This window comes from Bacillus sp. URHA0034 (genome assembly GCF_056280405.1).
Window position 1 is genome coordinate 5,041,070 of the sequence record NZ_JBWCDK010000002.1, and the last position, 24,656, is coordinate 5,065,725.

Genomic DNA, 24,656 nt, shown 5'->3' on the forward strand with positions numbered 1-24,656 from the left:
ACCAAAGGAATAGCCATTTAGGACAGGTTAGCATATAATAAGTGAAATACATTTATGAACGGTAGGAGTGGATCGCATGAGAGATGTAACTTTATTGGATATATTTGAACACCGCATTGCCCAAAAATATTTAAACCGCTCAGGACTTGCCCATGCGATAGCGGTAGCGTACCATGCTTTTCATTTGAGTAAAGAACATCAGCTTGATGTTGATATTGCTGCTAAAGCAGGGCTTCTCCATGATATGGGACACTATACTTGGTATAAGAATGGGAAATGGGATTATGACCTATATAAACAAAATGATATTCATCCAATAAAAGGGGCTGAACGGGCACATAAGCTATTGATCCGCCTTGGGGAAAACCCAATTAAGGCCAAAACAATTGCACTCGCGATTCTTTTTCATACCGACTCATTTTTACCTTCAAATGACATTGTAAGAACACCATTGCAACAAGTGGTAAAATGGGCTGATGAGAAAGATGAAGAAGAAGGCGGCATGCATCATTATCGGACGATTGAATTTGAACGTGCAAAAGAAAGCATAAAGCGTTTAGATCAATGGATTGATGAAGAATATAACAAACAATAAAAAGAAGGTGTCCCAGAAGTATAACTTTTAGGGGCACCTTCTTTTCTATACAATAAACTATATGTTGATTTCCGCTCAGGCGCGAGCGGTTCGCGGGCGAACGGGGAGCCTCTTCGTCGCTTCGCCCCAATCAACAGAGTGTGTTTCTATTCCCGTTTAAAGCCTTCTTCCCGCATGAAATCTATTGCTTCTTCGTATGTATCAAAGGTTTCATCGAGATTTAAACCAAAATAGATATTCCATACTTCATTTTCATTAAGCAATATTAAAACATTGCCCTCTTCGTTAACCCAGCGCTCTTCCTCTAATTCGCCAATAATGGCTTCTTCCTTGGTTGATATTTCTTGATGTGATAATCCAGCAATGGATTCAGTTAGGATGCTACGAAGCTGCTCTGCTGAAAAATCACGGATATTGACCATTCCTTTATCATCTGTATCATAGTGATCGAGGTGGCCGGCATAAACAAAGCCATTTCCATTTGGATGTAAATGATAAACAATATTTTTTTTATCGGAAATACTGTCTGGAAGTTGAAAATTAACACGTTTCAGCGAAACATCTTTTCGTTCTAATTCTGGATATGATTCAATAATTGTTAGTTTTTCATTAAATGTCAGCATAAAATACTCCTTCTTTTAAAACAAATATTCTCTTATCATACAGATATTTTCCCCAAACGTAAACTCGAATATTTTTGAAAAAGGAAAAGGATTGAAATTTATATAAAATCGTGTAAAATTACACTAAAGGGGTAATGTTATAAATTATCCCAAAATTTACATAAACCACCTTAATAGAAGAAATGAGGGAGAGTTTAAATGGAACCCAATATAAGAGAAGAGCGAAGAAGAATCTTTAGGAATGAATTATATATGTTGAGAGAAGAAGGGTATCTTACAAATGCAATAGTTGAGACAGTGGCAAAGGCACACCATCAATACCAACTCGATTTACTAAGAGAAGAAGATGAACTAATCCTTAAACAACAGCCACGGTCACTACAATCTAATCCCTCACCAGCTTCTTCTCCAAAACCGGCCATAGTTAAAAAGAAACTTTCGCAAGAAGAGATCAGAGAAAGAAATATAACATGGTCGTTAAATATAGGGGTTATTTTTCTATTAATCGGCGGTTTATTTGTGGCCACAAGTAATTGGGAATCAATGACAAGTTTAATGAAAAGCGGCTCAATTGCTATTGTTTCATTGTTATTTTACGTAATTGCCTTTATTTCCAAAAGAGTGCTGCATATTGATAAAACGGCTTTTGCATTCACAGTGTTAGGGAGTTTATTCTTACCGATTTTTATTCTTTCCTTAGGATGGTTTGGGCTCTTAGGTTCTTATTTATCGATTGCTGGTGGAGGACGATATTTACTTGGTATGCTTGGAAGCTTCGTATCCCTTGGTGTGTATATACTTTTTGCTAAAAATTTGAATTCGCGATTGTTTGTCTGGTTCTCATTTATTTCCTTTTCTATGGGAGCTGCCTTTTTATTAGCAGCCCTCCATTTAAGGGTGGATCTATTCTATTTAGGGATGATGCTATTAAATGCAATACTTATTCTTGTTTACCATCGTGTGAAAGCGATCAGCTTGCTTCAATTATTTAGTAAAGAATTTATACCATATATCCAAGTAAATTTAATTCTATCTACACTCCTTATGCTATTTCTTTTTGATAATGAGGTATTGTACAGCTTTAACCTCCTATTAACTGCCGTCATCTATTTATCGATGATTTACGTAACGGGGAAGAAGGAGTATCATTTTATCTTTACCAGCATGTTGGTTTATGGGGTGTATCAGCTAGTTGAGCGTAGTGTCCTTGAATATGCAGGCGGAATAGTTTACGCATTAGTGGCATTTGGGATTGTTTTTGTGCCGAAAGCCTTAGACAAGAGATTTTCATTAGACAAAGCCTTCCAGTACACAAGTGCCGTTATCTCAGGTTTAGCTTTTATTTATATTAGTCTTGAAGGGTTCCTGCTCCGCTCTGGACAGCCATCCATTGTGCTGATGATTGCTTACTTTATAATGGCAGTGAATTTCATTTACCTTACCAATAATCGTTCTCGATCCCTTTTCTCTTACTTAAGTTCACTCTTTTTGTCAGCAGGCATCTATGAAGGTATATCATTAATAACTATTCCAATTGAAGAATTCAATTTGGCCCTTAGAGTGTTCTTAACAGGGTTTCTTCTGTTAAGTGTCTTTGGAATTCTACATTTATTAAAGTATGTGCAGATGATACGAATTGCAGCTGTTGAGGTTGGATTATCTATCATGGCTATTGCCATGATGATGGCGGTTGTCCTACTATATTGGTGGGAATTGGGAGTGATGCTTATCCTATTAGCTGTGGCAGCTTATTTACTTCATCAATCTCAAGAAAGAAACTTATTAATTGAAGCGGCATCCTGGGTGCTGCCTAGTGCACTTGGACTTTCCTTAGCAGCTTTTGGTGAGGAGCTTAATGTAAACTCCCTTACATATCATGCTGAATATGGGAATTCAATAAATTTCGCAGCCGGAGCAGTCATTGTGTTAGTTTCAAGCATTGCCTGGACAAAGGTTTCTAAGCAAGTTTTAGCAAGAAACTCACTGTATGTTTCCCAATACCTTTATACAATAGCGATATACCAAGCCATTATTAGTCCAATCAATGACACTTGGGTCCGGCCTTTAGTGATGGCCGCAGGAATAGCAATGTATTCTTATTTTTATAATAGGATTGGGTCCAAGTGGATTCCTTATTTTATCAGTATAACGACGATCTTAAGTTATTTTTCGGTTATCCATGCGGTTACAGAGAATTTTGCTGTTCATCACCTGGTAAATTCATTAGCACCATCTATAGGTGCAATCTTACTTCTTGTCATTGGCAGTTTATATCGAAAATCGAATCCCGACCTCGAGGCTGCTTTTGCATGGGTAGGACATCTAATCTTGCCACTCTCACTTATATTTACATGGTTTCTACATCATACGGATGTCATCTTTAGTTTAATCTTATCACTGGCAGGTTACGCAGCTAGTACAAAATTGGCTGTGAGGGAATGGAAAATACAGACTTTCTTATACGGAAGTTTTACTTTATTATTTTTAGTGATATTTACAGGGATGGATAGAGTGCATCTTCCTATCGATGAAAGATTTGCCTTCCCAATCACTAGTGTATTAATGCTCGCGATGGTCCTATTTGCTAACCAGGAATTTAAAAGTAGAACAACATTGTATTTAATTCCATTTTCCGTGATTGGAATTGGTTCAATGATAATGGTCTATCCATATGGTATTCTCCCATATCTTGTAACCTGCCTATATGTTTTGGTGATACTGTTTTATTTGCATAAAGTAAAATGGGATCTTATCACAATAGTGCCATTAGGTTTTACTTTCATGGCCACAATAGAGTACATGTATGTAAGTGATTGGCCAGCTCCTGAAAAAATGCTTGTCTTCGCCTTCATTGGAATGCTCTTAATTTTCCTAGGACAATTCCTATACAAGAAGTTATTTGAGCCAGGGAAAAAAATCTTAGAAATAAAAATGGATGGATATACACTCGTGGCATTTTTGTTTTTTGTGTTTATGTATTTCTTCGAAAATCAGCACCTTTGGAGTCATGCATTGCCGGGAATGTTGATTGCTTTCTCTGTCTGGCTGCAGCGCAAAAGAGTCCCTGCTGAATATGCTGATTTCATAATAATGACAGCTGGAATATATTTGTTACAGCCCTATTATGCCATCATCAACGGAATACATGTTCCATCGCTGTGGCAGCGAGAGGTATATGTTCTTCCTTTTATTCTGTTGGTTATTTTTATCCGTCGCTGTTTTAAGGGGAAATATCCGGATGTAGTCAAGGCAATTCAATGGATAGTTTTAGTGATCGTGTCACTGATTTTAATCCAAGATGCTATGGCCAGCAGCACCATCTATGATGCGATTATTTTAGGAACACTTTCTTTGTTATCGCTGGTGGCTGGTATGTTTATTCAAATAAAATCGTATTTTTTCGTGGGGGCAGGCGTGCTGCTGTTAAATGTTTTCCTGCAAACAAGACCATATTGGGGGAACATGCCTTGGTGGGCATATTTGCTGGTTTCCGGTCTAATCCTCATTACGATAGCCAGCTTTAATGAGTGGCATAAACAAAAAATTCAAAAGGGAAAAGCCACTTTCATAACCGTTCTGAAAGCTAACATTATTGATAAAATACGAAAGTGGAATTAATACCAAGTTCTTCCTTTTAGTTGATTTTAAATATAAAGTTTGTTATAATATTGTTAATAGAATAGTATGTTTTTGGAGGAGCCTGTCACCAAGGGATAATTATGTCCTTTGGTTGACAGGCTTTTTTTATGTTTACTTTTACAAAAAAGAGTCTGTTGCTTTCATCACAGATTCTTTTTTATTTTTTTGAAAGGAAAGGTGAAAAGATGGACTTCATTCTCGAGTTAGTTATTATATTATTTGCCTCAAAAGTGGCTGGGGATATTAGTGTTAAATTAGGCCAGCCTTCAGTGCTAGGGAAGCTTCTTGTCGGAATCCTTTTAGGTCCGGCTGTATTAGGCCTTGTTTCCGAAACGAAAATCCTGGAAGAGTTCAGCCAGATTGGTGTCATTTTGTTAATGTTTATAGCAGGCTTGGAGACTGACGCAGATGAATTTAAACGCTCTTGGAAGGCCTCAACCTTGGTAGGGATAAGTGGAATCATCGTTCCGTTCTTTATCGGTTTTTTAGCTGGAGTGATCATGAATATGTCCACTTTTGAAGCGTCATTTTTAGGATTATTGCTCTCAGCCACAAGTGTGAGTATATCCGTTCAGGCTCTTAAAGAATTAAACAAAATGCAGTCAAAAGAGGGGACAGCTATCTTAGGTGCAGCTGTTATTGATGATGTCGTAGTCATTGTCGCGCTGGCCTTTTTAATGAGCATGGCAGGTGGTGAGGTAAATTTAAGTATGATTTTATTGAAAAAGGTTCTCTTCTTCGGTGGAGCGATATTGGCAGCCTGGAAGCTAGTACCTTGGATTTTAACTAGATTTTCACGTTTAAAGGTAACAGAATCAGTAATTTCTGGCGCCCTGATTATCTGCTTTTTGTTTGCCTATATGGCAGAGGTAACTGGAGTTGCAGCGATTATTGGCGCCTATATTGCTGGTCTCGCCATAAGTTTAACCAAATTAAAACATGATGTAATTAAAAAAGCAGAAACCATTAGTTATTCACTTTTCGTACCTGTATTTTTTGTTTCCATCGGAGTGAAGGTTAGCTTTGACGGAATTTCCCAACATCTTATTACAATCATTGGGCTTAGTATTCTAGCAATCCTTACCAAGTTGATTGGCGCTGCTGCGGGTGCAAAACTGGCGAAATTCTCTTGGGACAGCTCGTTTGGAATTGGCGCGGCTATGGTATCAAGGGGGGAGGTAGCCTTAATTATAGCAGCAATTGGTCTTGAGAGTGATTTAATAAGCCAACAGCTTTTTGCTATTTTAGTTATTGTTGTTCTTGTTACAACAATCGTTACACCGCCAATGATGAAATACTTTTTTAAAAGAAGTAAGAGTCAAAAAGATATAAAAGTAACAGCTTAATTATAAATTAAAAAAAACGACCCCCATGTTCTCGCTATTAAACTCGAATAGTTTAATAGAGTAATAACTGACAAAAGTTCTATGGAGGTTAGTGATGGGAATCAAATTAATCGATATCGACCAACTATTAGAAGCTACTTCAGATCTAACATCTGAGAAAAACAATAATAAAGTGAAAAAAGTGGAGATTGATCAACTGCTTGAAAATACGCGTAATTGGTAAGCCAGACGGCAATAATATTTAAAATAGTATACATCTGCGAATGCCCTCTACTAGTTAGAGGGCATTTTCTATTAAGAATAAAAAATAGAAACCCTCGTAACAGCCGTTTTTACCATAATGACTCTAATCCTGTAGTTCGATCCTTCAAATTATTTTTGGCATTTCTATTGCTTTTATCTAAAAAAGATACTAGAATAATAATAATTTTTAATATATAAAAAATTATTTGAAAATTGTAAGAAAATTGGGGGAACATGTTCATGAAAAGAAAGGTAAAGGCAGTCTCGATCGCGTTAGCGGGAATGTTGCTGTTAGCTGGATGCGGCAGTAAGGAATCTTCAGGAAGTTCAGGAAAGACAGGGTCAGAAAAAGAATTTAATGTTGGAATTACTCAGTTTGCACCGCATCCATCATTAGATGCAGCAACGAAGGGATTTAAGCAGGCACTAAAGGACAAAGGATTAAAGGTTAAATATGACGAGCAAAATGCTCAAGCTGATATGAATAACACACAAACGATTGCAAACAATTTTGTTGGTGATAAAGTGGATTTGATTTTTGCCAATGCAACACCGAGTGCAACCGCTGCCTTAAACGCTACAAAGGATATTCCTATTGTTTTTACATCTGTAACAGACCCAGTTGGAGCAGACCTTGTAGAATCGTTTGATAAACCAGGTAAAAATATAACGGGGACAACTGATAATCATCCGGATGCAACAAAGAAAACGATTAGCTTTATAACAGAGGAAGTAAAAGCTAAGAAGGTTGGAGTCATTTTTAATTCAGGTGAACAAAATTCAGAGGTTCAAGTAAAAGAAGTGAAAAAATTGGTAGAAGAAAAAGGAGCTAAGCTTGTTGAGGCTTCGGTAGCCAATACTTCCGAAGTTAAACAGGCAGCGGAGTCTTTGGTTGGCCGTGTTGATGCCATTTACATTCCTACAGATAACACTGTTGTTACTGCCCTGGATGCTGTTATTGCAGTAGCCAATAGTAAGAAAATCCCTCTTTTCGTTGGGGAACTTGATTCAATGAAAAAAGGTGCTGTAGCTGCTAGTGGTTTCAGTTATTTTGATTTAGGTTATCAATCTGGGGTAATGGCTGCAGACATTTTAACGGGCAAGAAAAAACCATCCGAAATTCCTGTGGAACTTCCTAAGAGCTTAAAACTAGTGATTAATAAAAAAGCGGCTGAGGCTCAAGGTTTAACAGTGAAAGATGAATGGAGTAAACTTGGCGAATTTTATGATGGAAAATAATTCATAAGAAACAAAGAATCAAGGAGGAAACCTGCCTCGAGGTTACCTCCTTGATTCATACATATGTATTAATAGTGCCTAATAATACATGTATTATAGGCTTAAAGACTGATAGAAAGGATGATCTCAATGTTTACAGCCATATTTGGATCTTTTGAAGCTGGTATTATCTATGCGATTATGGCACTGGGCGTCTACCTTTCCTTTCGTATTCTGGATTTTCCAGATTTAACGGTGGATGGGAGTTTTGTAACAGGTGCTGCTGTGTCGGCAATCATGATAGCAAATGGAGTGAACCCTTTTGTGGCGACCATTGCGGCATTATTTGCTGGATTTGCCGCTGGCTGTATGACTGGCCTACTTCATACGTTTGGAAAAATTAATAATTTACTTTCCGGTATTTTAATGATGATTGCTTTATATTCGATTAATCTGCGAATAATGGGAAGGTCAAATATACCTTTATTGAACACCGATACCGCCTTTACAAAAATTGGGGACGTATTTGAAAAGTGGGGGATTGATTCTTTTCTTAATCACCTTCTAACACTGGTTGGTTTAGGTGACAGCTTGCCGGAAACTTGGGGAATTTTAATTTTTATGATTATCGTGACTTTTGTCATCAAATTCCTTACCGATTTGTTCTTACAAACAGAACTTGGCCTTGCTGTTAGAGCTACTGGAGACAATAAAAGAATGATTCGCAGCCTTTCAGCAAATACAAATATTCTTGTTGTTCTAGGACTAGGCCTTTCCAATGGCTTAGTTGCATTTTCAGGGGCACTCATTGCCCAGCAGGGCGGATTTGCTGATGTCGGTATGGGAATTGGGATGATTGTCATTGGTTTGGCCTCTGTTATTATTGGTGAGGCACTTTTTGGCACCAAAACAATTGCAAGAACAACCCTTGCTGTTATTGGGGGATCAATTATTTACCGCATTGTCGTAACTTTAGCGCTAAGAGCTGATTTTATGAGCCCTGGAGATATGAAGTTAATTACGGCAATTATTGTCATTATTGCCCTCACTGCACCAAAAATAATTGATGCTTCGAAAGAGAGAAAACGCAAAGCTCGGAGGAAAGAGGAGAGAATGAACCTAATTCGGGCTTCTGCACAAGCAAAGGGGGAGAATCATGCTGCACTTAAATCAGATTCATAAAATTTTTAATGAAGGAACCCCGGATGAGAAGGTGGCCATTGATCATGTCAACCTTTTTCTAAACCCAGGTGATTTTGTAACAGTCATTGGGAGCAATGGTGCAGGAAAATCAACGTTAATGAATATTATTTCAGGCGTTTTAATACCCGATGTGGGTGAAGTCCAAATAGGTGAAAAAAATGTTACGAACATGTCGGAATATAATCGTTCAAAAATGATTGGACGCGTGTTTCAGGATCCGATGGCGGGGACTGCCCCAAGTATGACAATTGAAGAGAATCTTGCGATGGCCTATTCACGAAATAAAGTGAGAACCCTTCGAAAGGGTGTAACAAAAAAGAGACGGGATTATTTCCGGGAGGTTCTTGAATCTTTGCATCTTGGTCTTGAAAATCGTCTTAGTGCGAAGGTTGGGTTACTTTCTGGCGGGGAACGGCAAGCACTCTCGCTGTTAATGGCGACGTTTACTGAACCTTCTATTCTTCTGCTCGATGAACATACAGCTGCACTAGATCCTTCTCGTGCTGAGCTTATTACAAATTTAACAAAGGAAATCGTCGCTAAATATAATCTGACGACCTTAATGGTTACCCATAACATGCAGCAAGCCATTGACCTCGGAAATCGATTGATCATGATGGATAAAGGTCAAATCATCTTAGAGGTGAATGAAGAGGAAAAGCAAAGGCTGACTATTGAAGGATTGTTAAGTGAATTTAAACGAATTCGAGGGACTCAAATGGCGAGCGACCGAGCCATCCTTGCTTAATGCCGAAAAAAGTTTTTTGCATTTTTTGACAAACATTCTTAAATGATATTATTTCCTACTATTTATAATGTGTAAACATACCTGAAGAAGGTATGTTTTTTTCTTTATTCTGGGAAATAAAAGGTTGAAAGAGTGTTATTCTTTAGTACCGAGAAGCGGTATTGCTTTACCTTCCTCTCTTGAGAGGACAAACTCCCCTCATTTAAAATTAATTGAGAATCTTGGTTTATGAATAAGAATGGGGGAAATAGGATGAAAGAAAAGAGATTAAGAGCTGACCAACTCGCTAATGACTTTTTTCCGGTACGAGATGTAGATTACATCGAAATCTATACAGGCAATGCAAAGCAAGCCTGTCATTTTTTTTGTACAGCATATGGTTTTCAGCCAGTTGCTTACTCGGGTCTTGAAACTGGCAATCGTGAAACCGCTTCCTATTGTATAAAACAGAGGAATATTCGTGTTCTGTTAACGGGTTCCTACACGGAAGACAGTGAAGTAGCTCAATTTGTAAAGAGGCATGGAGATGGTGTAAAGGATGTGGCTCTTCTGGTTGATGATGTAGATAAAGCGTTTGCCGAAGCAGTTCAAAGAGGTGCGATTGCTCATGTTGCTCCATATGAAATAAAGGATGCCTTTGGCGTAGTAAAAAAGGCCGTTCTCGGTACATATGGGGACACCATCCATACATTAATTGAGCGGAAAAAATATCAAGGGGCGTTTTTACCTGGATATGAACCTATTTCAGCGGAATTGCCATTTGAAGATGCAGGGTTTATTGGCATCGATCATGTTGTTGGCAATGTCGAACGTATGGAGGAATGGGTGGAGTATTATTCAAAAGTCATGGGCTTTATCGAAATGAAACATTTTTCTGATAAGGATATTACCACAGAATATTCTGCCCTTATGTCTAAGGTGATGCATAATGGAGGACGAATAAAATTTCCTATTAATGAACCAGCAGAGGGAAAACGGAAGTCACAGATCCAAGAATTTCTAGAGTTTTATAATGGACCGGGTGTGCAGCATTTGGCGATTTTAACAGAAGATATTGTATCAACTGTCACCACTTTGAAAAGGCATGGAGTGGAATTTCTTAAAACTCCGGACACTTATTATGAGTCATTAGCAGAACGGGTTGGCAAAATTGATGAAGAATTGGAAAAGCTTCGGGAGTTGAATATTTTAGTAGACCGTGATGACGAAGGGTATTTACTGCAAATTTTTACTAAACCAATTGTGGACCGGCCGACATTATTTATTGAAATTATTCAACGTAAAGGTGCAAGAGGGTTTGGGGAAGGAAACTTTAAAGCACTTTTTGAATCGATTGAACGGGAGCAGGAAAGACGTGGAAACTTATAAAAAATAGATAGATAAGGGTTGTTTTTTTAGGGGGTCTTAACGGTTGACAAGGGAGATCCTTTCCTCCCTTATTAGAACAAAAAACTCAGAATAGGTGAGTACTGTGAAGTTTATTACCTTTCAAAAGAAAGATGGGACAATGAGTGCGGGGTGGCTGCTGGATAAGGAACATGCAGTAGATATGAGTGAAGCTTCTGACGGAAGGCTTCCTAATAATCTATTAGAATTTCTCGATCAAAGTGAGGAATACATGAAACTAGTGGGAGGCCTCTCGCTAGGACCTGGGCAGAAGGGGGTCTATCCTTTACGTGAACTTCAATTAAAGGCACCGCTTCCTACCCCAAGAAGCTTTCGTGATTTTTATGCGTTTGAGCAGCATGTGAGAATGGCACGGGAAAGGCGGGGGCTTGCCGTAGTTCCTGAATGGTATAAGATGCCTGTTTTTTATTTTTCTAATCACCTCGCCATAAGTGGACCAGGTGATGAAATCTCAAGACCTGAAAACTGTTATTGGCTGGATTATGAACTGGAAATCGCCTGTATCATTGGTAAAAAAGGCAGGGATATCCCGGCTGAATCAGCGGATAGTTACATTTTTGGTTATTGTATTTTGAATGATTGGAGTGCACGAGACCTGCAAAGAGAAGAAATGAAGGTTGGTTTAGGACCGGCTAAAGGAAAGGATTTCTCCACCACAATAGGTCCGTGGCTAGTGACTAAGGACGAACTAGAGACGTTTAAACTTAATAAAGGTTTTAGTCTCGCAATGAAGGCCCGTGTGAACGGAATTTTACTTTCAGAGGGAAATATGAAGGATATTTATTATTCCTTTGGAGAGATGATATCAAGGGCATCACAAGGTGTCACCCTTTATCCAGGTGAAATGATTGGTTCAGGAACGGTGGGAACCGGCTGTATCCTTGAGCTTGGCTCTAACGTACACCGCTGGCTTGAACCAGGCGATCAGATAGAACTTGAGATTGATCACCTCGGCATTCTACAGAATACAGTGAGTAATTGAAAAAGAGGTGAAAAGATGTATTACCGTCAAATGGGCGAGATTCCTCATAAACGGCATACGGTTTTTAAAAAAGCGGATGGCGGCCTGTTTCGGGAACAGGTGATGGGGACGCGCGGATTTTCCGGAACCCAATCTATTTTATATCATCACTATATGCCGACAGAAGTAGTTAAGGCAGAACTAGTTGGCGGATATTTACCGGAGTATGAGGAGCAGCAAGCATTAAAACACCGTCACTTCTTAACGAATAAATTGAATCACGAAGGAGATGCCCTAAAAGCAAGAAATTATTTGTTGGGAAACCAGGATTTGCTGATTGGAACAGTCAAGGTAACAAAACCGATGCAATGTTTTTATCGGAATGGTGATGGGGATGAACTGTTTTACATTCATAATGGTTCTGGAAAGGTGGAGACCATGTTCGGAACCCTCTCTTATCGTAAAGGAGATTACCTGATTATCCCGATTGGAACGATATTTCGTGTTATCCCTAACGAACAGGAAACAACGCAGATGCTATTCATTGAATCCTTTAGTCAAATCGTAACACCCAGGCGATATCGGAATGACTTTGGCCAGCTCTTAGAGCACAGCCCCTTCTGTGAACGGGATATTCGCGGACCTGAAACCCTCGAGACATTTGAACTAAAGGGTGAATTTGAAATTTTAACTAAGACAAGAGGGATGCTCTCCACTCATATACTTGGGCATCATCCATTTGATGTGGTGGGCTGGGATGGTTACTTATATCCTTTTGCATTTAATATTGATGATTTTGAGCCTATAACCGGGAGGGTCCATCAGCCTCCGCCGGTTCACCAAACATTTGAAGGGAATAATTTTGTTGTGTGTTCGTTTGTACCGAGACTTTTTGATTATCATCCGGAAGCCATTCCAGCCCCTTATTACCATAGTAATGTAAATAGCGATGAGCTCCTGTATTATGTGAAAGGAAATTTTATGAGTCGCAAGGGAGTACAGGAGGGGTCGATTACACTTCATCCTGGAGGTATACCGCATGGCCCGCATCCAGGAAAAGTAGAAGCTAGTATTGGGAAGAGAGAAACATTAGAACTGGCCGTGATGATTGACACCTTTCATCCATTAAAAATAGCAAAGTCAGCTCAAACAATTGAAGATCCAAACTATATGTATTCTTGGTATATATAATGAGAAGACAATCCAGTAAAAATCAGCTGGGTTGTTTTTTTTCATTAGATAAAAGTGGTATTGTAGTAGTAATCATTCTTTGTAATACATATAGAGAGAGGTGAAATTATGGATTTAGATTCCGTTTTAACGAAATTAAATGGACATACCCCTAAGATTTTAGGTAGTGAAAGATTTTCAAAATATGCGGTCCTGCTTCCGTTATTGAAAAAAGAGGACGGACTACATGTGTTATTTGAAGTACGGTCTCTCGAGTTAAGGCGTCAGCCTGGAGAAATTTGTTTTCCGGGTGGAAGAATTGATGCACAAGATTTAGATGAACAAGGTGCAGCCATCCGTGAGACAGTAGAGGAGTTAGGAATTAATAAACAAGATATTACTGATGTTTTTCCGTTAGATTATATGATTTCCCCCTTTGGAATGATTCTCTATCCTTATGTAGGTTATATAAAAAATCCTGAAAAAATGAAGCCAAGTCCGGCAGAGGTTGGGGAAATATTTACGGTTCCACTATCGTTCTTTATCCATAATGAGCCGGAAATCTATCGAGTCGCACTGAAAGCGGAGCCTGCGGAGAATTTTCCGTTTGATTTAATTCCCGGGGGAGAAAAATACAATTGGCGGGCAAGAGTGATGGACGAATATTTTTATCGCTATGGCGGTAAAACAATTTGGGGACTAACGGCAAGAATCTTAGCCCATTTTATCGAGCTAATTCAATAATTTCAAAAATTTTTTTAAGAAGGAAATATGTTAAAAACAGTGATTTTACTGTAGGTAAAGCTCACTGTTTTTCTGTATTTCCCTAATTGTCTTTTGGAAAAGGACGATTGTTCATTATACGTGGAAAAAACTCTTGATTATTTTCTAAATTGTAATAAAATTAAAATTATATTTTTATAGAGTAGGGGATGTATCCATGAAGGTCGTAAAGTTTGGCGGATCCTCTTTAGCTTCCGGAAGACAGCTGGAGAAAGTATTTCAAATTGTAAATGCTGATCGGGAACGTAAAGTTGTTGTTGTATCAGCTCCGGGTAAGAGGTATGCAGAAGATACAAAGGTAACCGATTTATTAATTGAATGTGCGGAATCCTGTTTACAAAATCAGGTTCCTAGTGATAAGTTAGCTGCTGTTCTGGACCGATATGCAGCCATTGCAGAGGAATTAAATCTATCTGATGGAGTCATCAAGGAAATTCATGATGACTTATTAACAAGAATAGCGAGTGATAAGTCCAAACCTGATCGGTTTCTTGATTTATTAAAAGCTAGTGGTGAGGATAATAATGCCAAATTGGTAGCGGCATATTTTCAATCACAAGGAGTAGAGGCTCATTACGTTGATCCAAGGGAGGCAGGACTTGTTGTGAGCGATGAACCGGGAAACGCACAAGCATTACCGGAATCCTATGAACGATTATACTCCTTAAATGAGCGGTCTGGTATTTTAATTTTTCCAGGATTCTTCGGTTATAGTGTTAATGGAGAGGTGTTTACCTTTTCAAGGAGCGGTTCGGATATTACCGGCTCCATTCTGGCCAATGCCTTAAAGGCTGATTTATACGAAAACTTTACAGATGTGGATGCTGTTTACTCTGTAAATCCTTCGATTGTGAAAAAACCAAAAGAGATTAAAGAATTAACCTACCGGGAAATGCGGGAATTATCCTATGCAGGATTTACTGTATTACATGATGAAGCACTTGTTCCGGCTTTTAGAGCTGGGATACCTGTCAATATTAAGAATACAAATAATCCGTCTGCCCCCGGGACCCTTATTGTGAACAACCGTGACAACACAAACGGTCCTGTCATTGGTATCGCCAGCGATAAAGGGTTTTGCAGCATATATGTAAGCAAATACTTAATGAATAGAGAAATCGGGTTTGGCCGAAAGCTGTTAGGAGTTTTAGAGGATTATGGTCTTTCTTATGAACATACGCCTTCAGGCATTGATGATGTGTCTGTCATTTTAAGGGAGAATCAACTTGATGAGAAAATTATGGATGAAGTAATTAACCGGATTAAAAATGAATTACATGCTGATGAGGTGAAGATTGCCCACAGTCTGGCTCTCATTATGGTGGTTGGAGAAGGAATGCGCCGAAATGTTGGGACAATGGCAAAAGCTTCAAAGGCGCTTGCAAAAGCAAGAGTTAATATCGAAATGATTAATCAAGGTTCATCTGAGGTTAGTATGATGTTTGGTGTGAAAGAGGTAGATGAAAAACGGGCTGTACAGGCTCTTTACGAGGAATTCTTTGTCCCTGTTACAGTTTGATTCTGTGTTTTAAAAAGGTACGTCAATCATGACGTACCTTTTTTAATTTTAACTTTGTTCGAACGAAGGTCCATATAGCTATGACAAGCCCGCCTGAAGTATCAGCTATTAAATCTGTCATTGTATCTTTATTTCCGCCGCCTTGCAGGGTCATCCCAAACAATTGATCGCAGCTAAACTCATAGACCTCCCATAAAACACCGCCCAAGGCGGCAAATGATAAGGTGAACAGGAAGACAAACCATGGCGAAATTTCATGTCCTGCCGCTCGATGAATTAATCTTTCATATAAGGCAATTCCTGAAAAAGCCAAAATGGCGCCACTGACAAAATGCATAAAGGTGTCCCACCAGCCTAGTCCATACCAGCCTAATATAGAACCAAGATACTGTGAACCAACCAAAAAAATGAGATAGGAAAAAACAATCGGTAAGTTAAATTGCAGCTTTGTAAACAGTGCCAATAGAAGTGGGACTGCTCCGCAAAGGATACCTCCCATGGCTACAGTTGATTTAAAGGATTGGCCGATACTATGATAATAGAAAGCCAAGATGACCATGAATATGACATACAATAAACTCAAAGTGATCACGAGTTTCCTGTTCAATGTACAAACACCTCAACTTAAATACTTCTTTTCCTAAGAATAGAGTAGAACGCTGTGAGAATACCTCCTGCTAGACCACAAAGCAAATCTAGCATGGTATCCTTATTTCCACCTCTTTGCATAGTATGTGTTAAAGTAAGATCGCCTACAAACTCATAAATCTCCCAAAGCACGCTTGAAGAAACAGCTAGTGAAAGGACAAACAGAAAAAGTATCCAGGCAGAAACGTTTTCTCGGGCCTGCTGTTGAATCCACCGTTTATAAAGACTAATCCCCACAAACCCTACAAACATTCCCTTACAAAAGTGAAGGGTAGAATCCCACCATTTGAAGTGCAAATAAAAGCTTGAGATCGAGCCTAAATATAAAGAGCAAAATAAGAAGAGATAATAACTGACAATAATAGGCGTATTAAAGGGATTATTTTTCATCTTTAATAAGCCAAGCGGTAACAGGCTGATAAATATTCCCCCTAGCGCAACCTGCCACCGGGTATGGTCATGCTTTATCAAGTAATAAATAAATAATCCAGCCATTCCTAAACTAAAGAGTATGCTTAATGTAATAATTACCTTTCTTTTCACCAGCTCACCGCCTAAGCAAAAATCCCTCCTTACAATTATGTCCTAAAGTGATCAAATATAAAGGTATAGGTTCCAGCTCGCAAACTGGTTATAGAAACGGTATAGTGATAATGTATGAAAATTTTTATAAGATGAAACTTGGTGGTGGTCCAATGCAAAAGGCACAAATTCCAACATACGAACGGATTGCGATTGATTTAGCAAATAGAATATACGATGGAAAGTTTAAAGTAGGAGAAAAGATCCATGGAAGATCAACCCTTGCAAGTGAATATAAGGTCTCACCTGAAACGGTCCGAAGAGCTATAAAAATCTTAGAAGACGTAGAGATTGTCCAATCCACTAAGGGTAGTGGTATTGTCATTTCATCGAGAGAGAATGCTTATAAATATATCCATCGTTTTTCAAATTTAGCAAGTATTAAAGATTTAGAAAAACAAATGAATACGCTCATTTCAGAAAGAAATAGACTGGATGAGGACCTTTTTGATACGTTAAGAAAAATAATGGATTATTCGGGGAAACTTCGGCATACCAATCCATTGGCGCCTATCGAGGTAGAAATTTTTCCTGGGTGCAGTCATATTGGAAAGACCATCTCAGAAGTGAAATTCTGGCAGAATACGGGTGGTACGGTGATTGGGATGAAGCGAAACGGTGACTTGATCATCTCACCTGGACCGTATGCCTTGATCCTTGAAGGGGATGTTTTACTTGTAATTGGTGATGATGAAACATATGACAGGGTTGTTCATTTCTTAGAGGATTAGTAAGAAAAGATTGAGCATCTTCACTCAATCTGGAATCATAAAAAAGCCGGTCAATCCGACCGGCTTCATTTATTAATCCAATAATCCCTCTTTTTCTAAAAAGTCTTTGGCAACTTTAGCTGGAGACTGTTTAAGACTGTCAACCTTGTAGTTAAGTTCCCGCATCTTTTCATCCGTTAATTTCCCGGATAGGCTATTAATGACTTTTTTCAATTCTGGATGCTCTTTTAAGGTTTCCTCTTTAATAATTGGTACTGCATAATATGGAGGGAAGAAGTGCTGATCATCCTTTAGTACCTTTAAATGAAACGCTTCAAGTAATCCATCGGTTGAAAAGGCATCAATAACATCGCTTTTTTGGTTTTGAAGGGCGGTGTAGCGCAAGCCGCCATCCACTGGTTTTACATCCTGAAAGGACATATTATAGGTCTTTGTAAGGCCAATTAATCCATCCTCTCGATTTGGAAATTCGATGGTAGGGCCCATGGTTAAATTTCCACTTACCTTTGCTAAGTCTGAGATTGTATTTAGATTATACTCTTTAGCCGTATCTTGTCGTACAGCTAATGCATAGGTGTTATTAAATCCAAGTGGTTTTAATAGATCGATTCCATATTTTTGCTTAAATTCTTTCTCAACATACTTATAGACTTTATCTGGATTACTTTCCGGAGGCTGATTTAAAATATTAACCAAACCTGTCCCCGTATATTCTACATACATATCAATATCTCCTGATTTTAATGCACCAAAGGCAACCTGTGAACCGCCTAGATTTAATTTTTTCTCTACCTGTAAATCAGTCTGATCTTCAACTAAATCAGCCAGCATATTACCTAATATTAATTGCTCACTAAAGTTTTTTGAACCAATGACAATTTTATCCTCTGCCTTAACTGATGAATAGGCTTTAAAGCCAATGGCAGCTACCAAAAGAATGGCGGTAAATGCAATCATAACTCTTTTTGCCGTTTTTCCTTTTTTCGATGTTGATTTTTGTTTACTCGTATATGAAAGAGATGATTCGAGTTTACCAACTGCAAAATCAATCAGAAGAGCGAGAATACAAGCTGGAATTGCTCCGGCTAAAATCATGTAATTATCAACAGTTTGCACACCCGAGAATACTAAATAACCTAGTCCGCCTGCTCCAACAAACGCAGCAATGGTCATTAAGCCGACTGCTGTTACTGCTGAAATTCTGATACCCGCCATAATCATTGGGAAGGCCAGTGGTAACTGCACCTTTTTCATTGTTTGACTCTTGGTCAGACCAATACCTTTGGCGGCTTCCAGAATGTCTCCGTCTATATTCGTTAAACCAGTATAAGTGTTTTTAACAATTGGGAGTAAGGAATAAAGTACAACCATTACGATTGCTGGTGTACTGCCAATACCGATAAACGGGATCAGAAAACCGAGTAAAGCTAAGCTTGGTACCGCCTGAATTACGTTTGTAATCCCAATGATTGGTTTTGAAAGTTTTGGTTCATTTGAAATCAATATACCTAATGGGATCCCAATAATGATGGCAATTAAAACGGAAACGATACTTAAATATAAATGCTCTCCTAGTAAACTAAGGATTTGACTGTAGTTACTTGTAAGATAATTCCAAAATCCACTCATTAAAATGCCACCTCCAAATCAATTAATTGACTGCTTAATGCAGATAAAATACTACTCCTTGTTATAAGACCTGTTAAATGGCCGGAACTGTTTACTACAGGCAGATATCCGATTTTATGTTGGTTCATAGTGGCTAAAACGGATATTAAATTAGCATCCTGTGCAACAGACAAGACATTCTGCTCCATGACTGTTTCAATCGATAAATTTCGATTCAGTAATTGGATACTTTTTAAGGTCACCAGCCCTTTAAGGACATTTTGTTTGTCTGTCACCATTAAACTATCTACCTTATGGTCTTTCATAATCTCAATGGCCTGTAGTACAGTACGCATAGCCGTGATTTTAACAGGATTTTGAATCATGACATCTTCGGCCAATAATAACTCTGGATTGTTCCACACCCGGCGTTTGCCAATAAAGTCTTCGACAAAGTGATTTGAAGGATTTTTTAGAATGTTTTCCGGAGTATCATATTGAAGAATATCCCCATCTTTTAAAATACAAATTTTGTCAGCTATTTTGATTGCTTCATCCATATCATGGGTAACGAAGATAATCGTTTTGTTTAATTCCTTTTGCATTTGGAACAATTCATCCTGAAGAGAGCTCCTCGTAACGGGGTCCAGTGCGCTGAATGGTTCATCCATGAGAATGATATCCGAGTTAGTAGAGAATGCTCTCGCAACCCCGATTCTTTGCTGCTGCCCGCCGCTTAATTCTTTTGGATAGCGGTGTAAATATTCTTTTGGCTCAAGGCCAACCAATTCCAGTAATTCATAGGTCTTCTTTTCAATGGAAGCGGGATCTTCCCCCTTAAGCTTCGGTATTAATTCTAGATTTTCTTTGATAGACATATGTGGAAATAGCCCGGTGTTTTGTATAACGTAGCCAATGTTACGGCGGAGTTCAATGGGATTCATCGTGGTAATATCAGTTCCATTTACAAAAATCTGTCCGGATGACGGCTGGATTAGTTTATTAATCATTTTTAATAATGTAGTTTTTCCGCAGCCACTGGGTCCAATAAAGACAACTAATTGACCGGCATCAATTTTTAATGAAAGTGGGTTAATAATGGTCTTGGTTCGATATTTCTTAACAATGTTCTTGAATTCTATCAATTTCATTCCCCCTTAAATATTTATTAGATTGATATAGTAACAACTTAATGCTAACACATAAGTTGTTGGTTGTCGACCCCCCGAATGAACTAATGAGAATATACCCAGATAAAATAAAAATGAAACAAAGTATTATGAGTGAATAATTGCAATATTATAAAGGGAAAATGTAAAATAAAAATATGAAAAAATTAAGATAAAAGAGGAGAATTAATTTGAGTTTTATCCGGGACAAATTCAGTGCAAAGTTTTTCCTTGTCCTCGCGATTGCCGTTATTTTGATTCATGTACCGATAATAGGAAACTATGTAAAAATAATTAATACACTGATACATGAAACCGGTCATGCTATCATAGCTCTATTTGGGGGAAAGGTAGAAACCATTTCATTATTTATGAACTCTGAAGGGGCAACGATTAGCAATCAATCAACATCGATCGGCAGTTTCTTCACAAGTCTTGCAGGCTATACCTTTGCATCCTTCGTGGCTTTCCTATCTTTTTGGCTGTTAAGAAGAAAAAAGGAAACTATGTTAATTGATATTTTATTAGCCTTTATTTTTTTAAATCTCATATTTTGGGTTCGTAATCCATACGGGATCTTTTGGCTTTGCTCCTTCGCAGCTGCCTTTCTTTTATTACTAATAAAAGGGAGTCAACGGATAAGAAACCATGTATTACTATTTATAGCAGCCATCATTTTAGTGGACTCTGTTCAAAGTGCATATGAAATTTTGTTTATTAGCGTTATACAGCCTCAAGCGGCAGGTGACGCCGCCAATCTTGCCCGAATAACCGGTTTTCTGCCAGCATCGTTTTGGGGACTGTTTTTCTTCCTGCAAGCAATATGGTTTTGTTTTTATGGTTTTAAAAGAGGTTATTATAAGATAGGAATTTAAGTTGGAAGTTAAGAGTATATTTTATTAAAATGAAAAAAGTGAGAAGTGGAGTGATGAGGTCAAAATGATAGATGTAATAAAAAATCGGAGAAATATAAAAAAGTTTAAACCTGATGTAGTAGAAGAAGAATCTCTTTTAGCGTGGCTTGAGGCCGCTGCTATGGCTCCGAATCATCGCATGACAGAGCCGTGGGAAATCCTTTTCATCGGGAAGGAAACAAGAGCAAAACTGAATCATAAAACGAACTTTGGCGATGCACCTGCCGTAATAGCTGTTTTATCTAGGAATGGTACATCACAAATAGAAATGATAGAAAATGCATTAGCGACAGCATGTTTTATTCAAAATTTTAACTTAGCCGCCTGGACGGAAGGTGTAGGGACTTTTTGGTCATCTATCGGGGCTACAGAGCGAAACAGGGAAATACTCGGTGTTCCTGCTGATTATGAAGTTATTGGTGTGTTAGGAATAGGCTATCCGGAAATCATTCCAGAGCCAAAACCAAGAAAACCGATTGCTGAAAAGATAAAAAGGTTACCATAATGTAAAATCCAGCCACGTTTCTTGATGGCTGGATTAAATTTTTTATACTAATTATGGATCAGTGAGCTCGTATTTAACGTTTTCCTTGTACTCGGATGTGAGCTTATCGATAATTGTTTGAACAGGAATAATCTCTTTAATTTCATCGACTCTTGCCCCTGCAAAGACGAGACCATTCTCAACAGTCTTTGCAATATATGCTCCTGTTATAATTCCGCCGGCAGCAATCACTGGTATAGAAACTGCTCCTTTTGATTAAAATTAGAAACTTTCCAAGAATCTTATCATGGAGATTGGAATATGTAAGTGATAATGGTTATCTGATCATAAATGTAAGTATTAGGGTCATGGATGATTAAATTCAAAAAAATATTCGATTTTATTTAACATTTACGATATATTAAGCAAATAGAAAGAAAAGCGTTTATCAGGATGTATGGACGCTGAATAGGATTCATACATCAAAAACAAACTAAGCGTTATGGAAAATAGATTGGATGGTGTCTTGTATGGTAAGACTTTTTACGGATATTGACTTAGACGGCCTCGGTTGCGGGCTCATTGCCAAAATCGCCTTCGGTGATCAGGCGAATGTTTATTACTGTTCTTATCGAAATTTAAATAAACGTGTAGAAGCAGTTATAACACATCCTGGTAATCATCAGGAAGAAATTTATATTACTGATTTAGCGGTGAATGAGTCAGTCGAGAAAATGCTTGAAGACCGATATCGGCAGGGGAAACCTGTTCAAATGATCGATCATCATGTGACTGCCCTGCACTTTAACGAATATAAATGGGGAAAAGTGATTCCAGAATATGAAAATGGTAAAAAGACTTGTGCAACCTCATTATTTTATGATTATTTAATCGAGCATAAAAAAATGGAAAGAAATCAAGCATTAGAGCAATTTATTGATTTAGTCCGTCAATATGATACTTGGGAGTGGGATGAAAATAACAATGTCACTGCCAAGCGGTTAAATGATTTATTTTACATATTGAACAGGGAACGATTCGAAGAAGAAATGCTAAAGCGGCTGACTGAAAATAAAGAATCCTTTTCGTTAACAGAAACGGAAAATATGATTCTTGATCTTGAGGAACAAAAGATTACCCGATATATCCACTCCAAGAGCAGGCAGACCATACAGACTTTTGTGAATAATTATTGTATTGGAATTGTCCATGCTGAACAGTATTTATCTGAGCTTGGCAATGCGTTGAATAATATATATCCACATATAGATATGATTGTCCTTTTAAATGTTTCAGGTAAGAAAATGGGCTTTCGGACCATTCATGATGAAGTAAATGTTGCAGAGTTTGCTCAGAAATACGGTGGTGGGGGACATCCAAAGGCAGCTGGAGCAGATTTGTCTAAAGAGGCCTTCGAGACTTTTGTAGTCGAGGTATTCGGTTTAAACCCACTTAAGCCAGACACCGACCGGAATGAATTTAATGTAAAGGAATCTGCTATAGGGACAAGTTATCAAAATCACAATGGGGAAATTTCCTATATTGTTCCAACGGGCGATGGGAATTTTTATATTGTTCATAAAGGGGAAAGGGAAGCACCGATGTATTCCAGTTTCCCGGAAGCGGAGCGCTCTCTAAAAAGAAATCATGCTTCATGGCTGCGCTTTGACCAGGAATATTTAAAACAGTTGTCTGCATTTCTTCAAATATCTATAGATGAATTGAAGGAAGACTTCCATGAAATTATTAGTAATAACTTTGTCGATATTATGAATGTATAAGAGCTTAGGATTCCTAAGTTCTTTTTTTGTGTTTTAAGGTTTAGTTAAGGACCATCTGGTAAATTAATCGTAGGTACATAGTATAGTTATTTTAAAATTGTAATTTCTGTGCAATAGTTGGTAAAATCAAATACACACTCCTGTAATATTTTTATGATATTCTTGGTATAAGGAGATCTATCTTCATTTTCATACTGTCTAAAAGGGTTTTCTATTGTGATTATGATTAACGCCCAATAACATATTACTATACCTTTTTGAACGATAACTTGACCGAGGTGATTAGATGGCTGCAACTTCAAAAAGGAGTAAATTCTTCGACAATGCCAAATTTATTTTGATCTTTCTTGTAGTTTTCGGACATATCATCAGTCCACTAAAGGAGCAAAATGGAATACTTTTTACTTTGTATACAGCCATATTTTTATTCCATATGCCGGCCTTTATCTTAATCTCAGGATACTTCGCAAAAGGCTATAAAAAGAAGGGCTATTTTAAAAAGTCAGTCAAGAAAATCTTAATTCCCTATTTAATCTTTCAAATGATCTACTCCATTTATTATTATCTAATTGGCCAAGAAGAGAAATTGGCTTTTGATTTTCTCCATCCTCATTGGTCATTATGGTTTTTATTAAGCCTTTTCTTCTGGAATTTGTTATTATATGGATTTGCCAAATTAAAGTGGCTGGGATTGGGATTGGCAGTTATTTTAGGGATTGCGATCGGTTATGTAGAGGATGCCGGAAGTTTCTTAAGCCTTTCAAGAACCTTTGTCTTTTTCCCTTATTTCTTATTAGGCTTTTTACTAAATGCTAATCAATTAAAACGGGTGGTACGGGCTAAGTATTCACTTTCAATTGGGATTTTGATCATTATTGCAACGATGATTTTCTTCCGAATGGGCTTTCCAAAAGATGCAGTGCCCTGGCTGTTAGGGGATACCTCTTATGCCAATATGGGCGGAGTGCAATGGTCGGATGGTCTAGTGCGATTGCTTCAATATGCACTGACATTATTAGTTGTATTCGGTTTTTTAGCATTAATTCCTTCAACACAATACAAACTTACAAAAATTGGTGAACGAACGTTATATGTTTATTTATTCCATGGCTTTATAATTAAATCAATCCAAGCCATCTTACCGGATGAAAGTTTAGCGTTTCTATCAGGACATTACCTACTACTTTTCTTCTTGTCGTTTTTCATCTGTCAAATCCTCGGCAGTTATTTTATAAAAAAATATACACGGCCACTGGTAGAGCTAAAGGTAAAAACTGGATAAGA

At 37.9% G+C, this 24,656-nt stretch carries 23 protein-coding genes; 17 read left to right on the forward strand and 6 right to left on the reverse strand.

Features of this window, described 5'->3' with window-relative positions:
- Window positions 1-76 precede the first annotated feature (76 nt).
- Window positions 77-595 carry an HD domain-containing protein gene (locus tag ACZ9EE_RS26475; protein ID WP_476031578.1) on the forward strand — a complete coding sequence of 173 codons (519 nt, stop codon included), beginning with the start codon at window positions 77-79 and terminating at the stop codon, window positions 593-595.
- A 146-nt stretch (window positions 596-741) separates the two neighbouring features.
- On the opposite strand, the gene ACZ9EE_RS26480 is transcribed toward ACZ9EE_RS26475, so the two are convergent.
- A complete protein-coding gene (locus ACZ9EE_RS26480; protein WP_476031579.1) occupies window positions 742-1,218 on the reverse strand; it encodes a hypothetical protein in 477 nt (158 codons plus the stop codon).
- Window positions 1,219-1,416: 198 nt separating this feature from the next.
- Here ACZ9EE_RS26480 and ACZ9EE_RS26485 point away from each other — a divergent pair, with 198 nt between their 5' ends.
- The 11 genes from ACZ9EE_RS26485 to ACZ9EE_RS26535 all read left to right on the forward strand — a co-directional run bounded on the left by ACZ9EE_RS26485 (window position 1,417) and on the right by ACZ9EE_RS26535 (window position 15,455).
- Complete coding sequence (locus ACZ9EE_RS26485; RefSeq protein ID WP_476031580.1) at window positions 1,417-4,836, forward strand: hypothetical protein; 3,420 nt, start codon at window positions 1,417-1,419, stop codon at window positions 4,834-4,836.
- A gap of 206 nt (window positions 4,837-5,042) precedes the next feature.
- Window positions 5,043-6,203 (forward strand): cation:proton antiporter, encoded by a 1,161-nt coding sequence (locus ACZ9EE_RS26490; RefSeq protein WP_476033107.1) that lies wholly within the window; start codon window positions 5,043-5,045, stop codon window positions 6,201-6,203.
- A 94-nt stretch (window positions 6,204-6,297) separates the two neighbouring features.
- Entirely contained in the window at window positions 6,298-6,426 is a 129-nt protein-coding gene (locus ACZ9EE_RS26495) for a hypothetical protein (RefSeq protein ID WP_275677086.1), read from the forward strand.
- A gap of 260 nt (window positions 6,427-6,686) precedes the next feature.
- Window positions 6,687-7,685 carry an ABC transporter substrate-binding protein gene (locus tag ACZ9EE_RS26500; RefSeq protein ID WP_476031581.1) on the forward strand — a complete coding sequence of 333 codons (999 nt, stop codon included), beginning with the start codon at window positions 6,687-6,689 and terminating at the stop codon, window positions 7,683-7,685.
- A 129-nt stretch (window positions 7,686-7,814) separates the two neighbouring features.
- Complete coding sequence (locus ACZ9EE_RS26505) at window positions 7,815-8,846, forward strand: ABC transporter permease (protein ID WP_476031582.1); 1,032 nt, start codon at window positions 7,815-7,817, stop codon at window positions 8,844-8,846.
- The gene (locus ACZ9EE_RS26510; protein WP_476031583.1) at window positions 8,821-9,615 is read left to right on the forward strand and encodes an ABC transporter ATP-binding protein; all 795 of its coding nucleotides are present in this window, start codon (window positions 8,821-8,823) and stop codon (window positions 9,613-9,615) included. Before ACZ9EE_RS26505 ends, ACZ9EE_RS26510 begins: the two co-directional genes overlap by 26 nt.
- Before the next feature lie 252 nt (window positions 9,616-9,867).
- Window positions 9,868-10,983, forward strand: a complete 1,116-nt coding sequence (hppD, locus tag ACZ9EE_RS26515) for a 4-hydroxyphenylpyruvate dioxygenase (RefSeq protein WP_476031584.1) — start codon at window positions 9,868-9,870, stop codon at window positions 10,981-10,983.
- 103 nt (window positions 10,984-11,086) lie between these two features.
- Window positions 11,087-12,004, forward strand: coding sequence for a fumarylacetoacetate hydrolase family protein (locus ACZ9EE_RS26520; RefSeq protein ID WP_476031585.1), 918 nt, complete (start codon window positions 11,087-11,089; stop codon window positions 12,002-12,004).
- Between the two features lie 15 nt (window positions 12,005-12,019).
- Window positions 12,020-13,174, forward strand: a complete 1,155-nt coding sequence (locus ACZ9EE_RS26525; protein WP_476031586.1) for a homogentisate 1,2-dioxygenase — start codon at window positions 12,020-12,022, stop codon at window positions 13,172-13,174.
- 108 nt (window positions 13,175-13,282) lie between these two features.
- Entirely contained in the window at window positions 13,283-13,897 is a 615-nt protein-coding gene (locus tag ACZ9EE_RS26530) for an NUDIX hydrolase (RefSeq protein ID WP_476031587.1), read from the forward strand.
- 196 nt (window positions 13,898-14,093) lie between these two features.
- Window positions 14,094-15,455 (forward strand): aspartate kinase, encoded by a 1,362-nt coding sequence (locus tag ACZ9EE_RS26535; RefSeq protein WP_476031588.1) that lies wholly within the window; start codon window positions 14,094-14,096, stop codon window positions 15,453-15,455.
- Between the two features lie 22 nt (window positions 15,456-15,477).
- Here the strand turns inward: ACZ9EE_RS26535 and ACZ9EE_RS26540 are convergent, their stop codons facing one another.
- Window positions 15,478-16,062 (reverse strand): DUF2238 domain-containing protein, encoded by a 585-nt coding sequence (locus tag ACZ9EE_RS26540; RefSeq protein ID WP_476031589.1) that lies wholly within the window; start codon window positions 16,060-16,062, stop codon window positions 15,478-15,480.
- A gap of 17 nt (window positions 16,063-16,079) precedes the next feature.
- Window positions 16,080-16,646: a DUF2238 domain-containing protein gene (locus ACZ9EE_RS26545; protein WP_476031590.1), complete on the reverse strand. Its 567-nt coding sequence runs from the start codon at window positions 16,644-16,646 to the stop codon at window positions 16,080-16,082.
- 152 nt (window positions 16,647-16,798) lie between these two features.
- On the opposite strand from ACZ9EE_RS26545, the gene ACZ9EE_RS26550 reads away from it, so the two are divergent.
- On the forward strand, window positions 16,799-17,416 hold the full coding sequence (locus ACZ9EE_RS26550; RefSeq protein WP_476031591.1) for a GntR family transcriptional regulator: 618 nt from the start codon (window positions 16,799-16,801) through the stop codon (window positions 17,414-17,416).
- A 72-nt stretch (window positions 17,417-17,488) separates the two neighbouring features.
- Here ACZ9EE_RS26550 and ACZ9EE_RS26555 read toward each other — a convergent pair whose 3' ends face one another.
- Both ACZ9EE_RS26555 and ACZ9EE_RS26560 read right to left on the reverse strand, forming a co-directional pair.
- The gene (locus ACZ9EE_RS26555) at window positions 17,489-19,045 is read right to left on the reverse strand and encodes an ABC transporter permease/substrate-binding protein (protein WP_476031592.1); all 1,557 of its coding nucleotides are present in this window, start codon (window positions 19,043-19,045) and stop codon (window positions 17,489-17,491) included.
- Complete coding sequence (locus ACZ9EE_RS26560; RefSeq protein WP_476031593.1) at window positions 19,045-20,169, reverse strand: ABC transporter ATP-binding protein; 1,125 nt, start codon at window positions 20,167-20,169, stop codon at window positions 19,045-19,047. The genes ACZ9EE_RS26555 and ACZ9EE_RS26560 overlap by 1 nt, the downstream gene beginning before the upstream one ends.
- A gap of 215 nt (window positions 20,170-20,384) precedes the next feature.
- On the opposite strand from ACZ9EE_RS26560, the gene ACZ9EE_RS26565 reads away from it, so the two are divergent.
- Together ACZ9EE_RS26565 and ACZ9EE_RS26570 are read left to right on the forward strand one after the other, a co-directional pair.
- Window positions 20,385-21,068 (forward strand): M50 family metallopeptidase, encoded by a 684-nt coding sequence (locus ACZ9EE_RS26565; RefSeq protein ID WP_476031594.1) that lies wholly within the window; start codon window positions 20,385-20,387, stop codon window positions 21,066-21,068.
- Window positions 21,069-21,132: 64 nt separating this feature from the next.
- The gene (locus ACZ9EE_RS26570) at window positions 21,133-21,612 is read left to right on the forward strand and encodes a nitroreductase family protein (RefSeq protein WP_476031595.1); all 480 of its coding nucleotides are present in this window, start codon (window positions 21,133-21,135) and stop codon (window positions 21,610-21,612) included.
- 51 nt (window positions 21,613-21,663) lie between these two features.
- On the opposite strand, the gene ACZ9EE_RS26575 is transcribed toward ACZ9EE_RS26570, so the two are convergent.
- Window positions 21,664-21,843, reverse strand: coding sequence for a hypothetical protein (locus ACZ9EE_RS26575; protein WP_476033186.1), 180 nt, complete (start codon window positions 21,841-21,843; stop codon window positions 21,664-21,666).
- Window positions 21,844-22,121: 278 nt separating this feature from the next.
- Here ACZ9EE_RS26575 and ACZ9EE_RS26580 point away from each other — a divergent pair, with 278 nt between their 5' ends.
- Window positions 22,122-23,372 (forward strand): DHH family phosphoesterase, encoded by a 1,251-nt coding sequence (locus ACZ9EE_RS26580; protein ID WP_476031596.1) that lies wholly within the window; start codon window positions 22,122-22,124, stop codon window positions 23,370-23,372.
- 286 nt (window positions 23,373-23,658) lie between these two features.
- The gene (locus tag ACZ9EE_RS26585) at window positions 23,659-24,654 is read left to right on the forward strand and encodes an acyltransferase family protein (RefSeq protein ID WP_476031597.1); all 996 of its coding nucleotides are present in this window, start codon (window positions 23,659-23,661) and stop codon (window positions 24,652-24,654) included.
- Window positions 24,655-24,656 lie beyond the last annotated feature (2 nt).

Bases quoted from the DNA above. Each gene is read 5' to 3' on its own strand.
- ACZ9EE_RS26475 (WP_476031578.1), top strand. From the start codon at position 77: ATGAGAGATGTAACTTTATTGGATATATTTGAACACCGCATTGCCCAA.
- ACZ9EE_RS26480 (WP_476031579.1), bottom strand. From the start codon at position 1,218: ATGCTGACATTTAATGAAAAACTAACAATTATTGAATCATATCCAGAA.
- ACZ9EE_RS26485 (WP_476031580.1), top strand. From the start codon at position 1,417: ATGGAACCCAATATAAGAGAAGAGCGAAGAAGAATCTTTAGGAATGAA.
- ACZ9EE_RS26490 (WP_476033107.1), top strand. From the start codon at position 5,043: ATGGACTTCATTCTCGAGTTAGTTATTATATTATTTGCCTCAAAAGTG.
- ACZ9EE_RS26495 (WP_275677086.1), top strand. From the start codon at position 6,298: ATGGGAATCAAATTAATCGATATCGACCAACTATTAGAAGCTACTTCA.
- ACZ9EE_RS26500 (WP_476031581.1), top strand. From the start codon at position 6,687: ATGAAAAGAAAGGTAAAGGCAGTCTCGATCGCGTTAGCGGGAATGTTG.
- ACZ9EE_RS26505 (WP_476031582.1), top strand. From the start codon at position 7,815: ATGTTTACAGCCATATTTGGATCTTTTGAAGCTGGTATTATCTATGCG.
- ACZ9EE_RS26510 (WP_476031583.1), top strand. From the start codon at position 8,821: ATGCTGCACTTAAATCAGATTCATAAAATTTTTAATGAAGGAACCCCG.
- hppD (WP_476031584.1), top strand. From the start codon at position 9,868: ATGAAAGAAAAGAGATTAAGAGCTGACCAACTCGCTAATGACTTTTTT.
- ACZ9EE_RS26525 (WP_476031586.1), top strand. From the start codon at position 12,020: ATGTATTACCGTCAAATGGGCGAGATTCCTCATAAACGGCATACGGTT.
- ACZ9EE_RS26530 (WP_476031587.1), top strand. From the start codon at position 13,283: ATGGATTTAGATTCCGTTTTAACGAAATTAAATGGACATACCCCTAAG.
- ACZ9EE_RS26535 (WP_476031588.1), top strand. From the start codon at position 14,094: ATGAAGGTCGTAAAGTTTGGCGGATCCTCTTTAGCTTCCGGAAGACAG.
- ACZ9EE_RS26550 (WP_476031591.1), top strand. From the start codon at position 16,799: ATGCAAAAGGCACAAATTCCAACATACGAACGGATTGCGATTGATTTA.
- ACZ9EE_RS26555 (WP_476031592.1), bottom strand. From the start codon at position 19,045: ATGAGTGGATTTTGGAATTATCTTACAAGTAACTACAGTCAAATCCTT.
- ACZ9EE_RS26570 (WP_476031595.1), top strand. From the start codon at position 21,133: ATGATAGATGTAATAAAAAATCGGAGAAATATAAAAAAGTTTAAACCT.
- ACZ9EE_RS26580 (WP_476031596.1), top strand. From the start codon at position 22,122: ATGGTAAGACTTTTTACGGATATTGACTTAGACGGCCTCGGTTGCGGG.
- ACZ9EE_RS26585 (WP_476031597.1), top strand. From the start codon at position 23,659: ATGGCTGCAACTTCAAAAAGGAGTAAATTCTTCGACAATGCCAAATTT.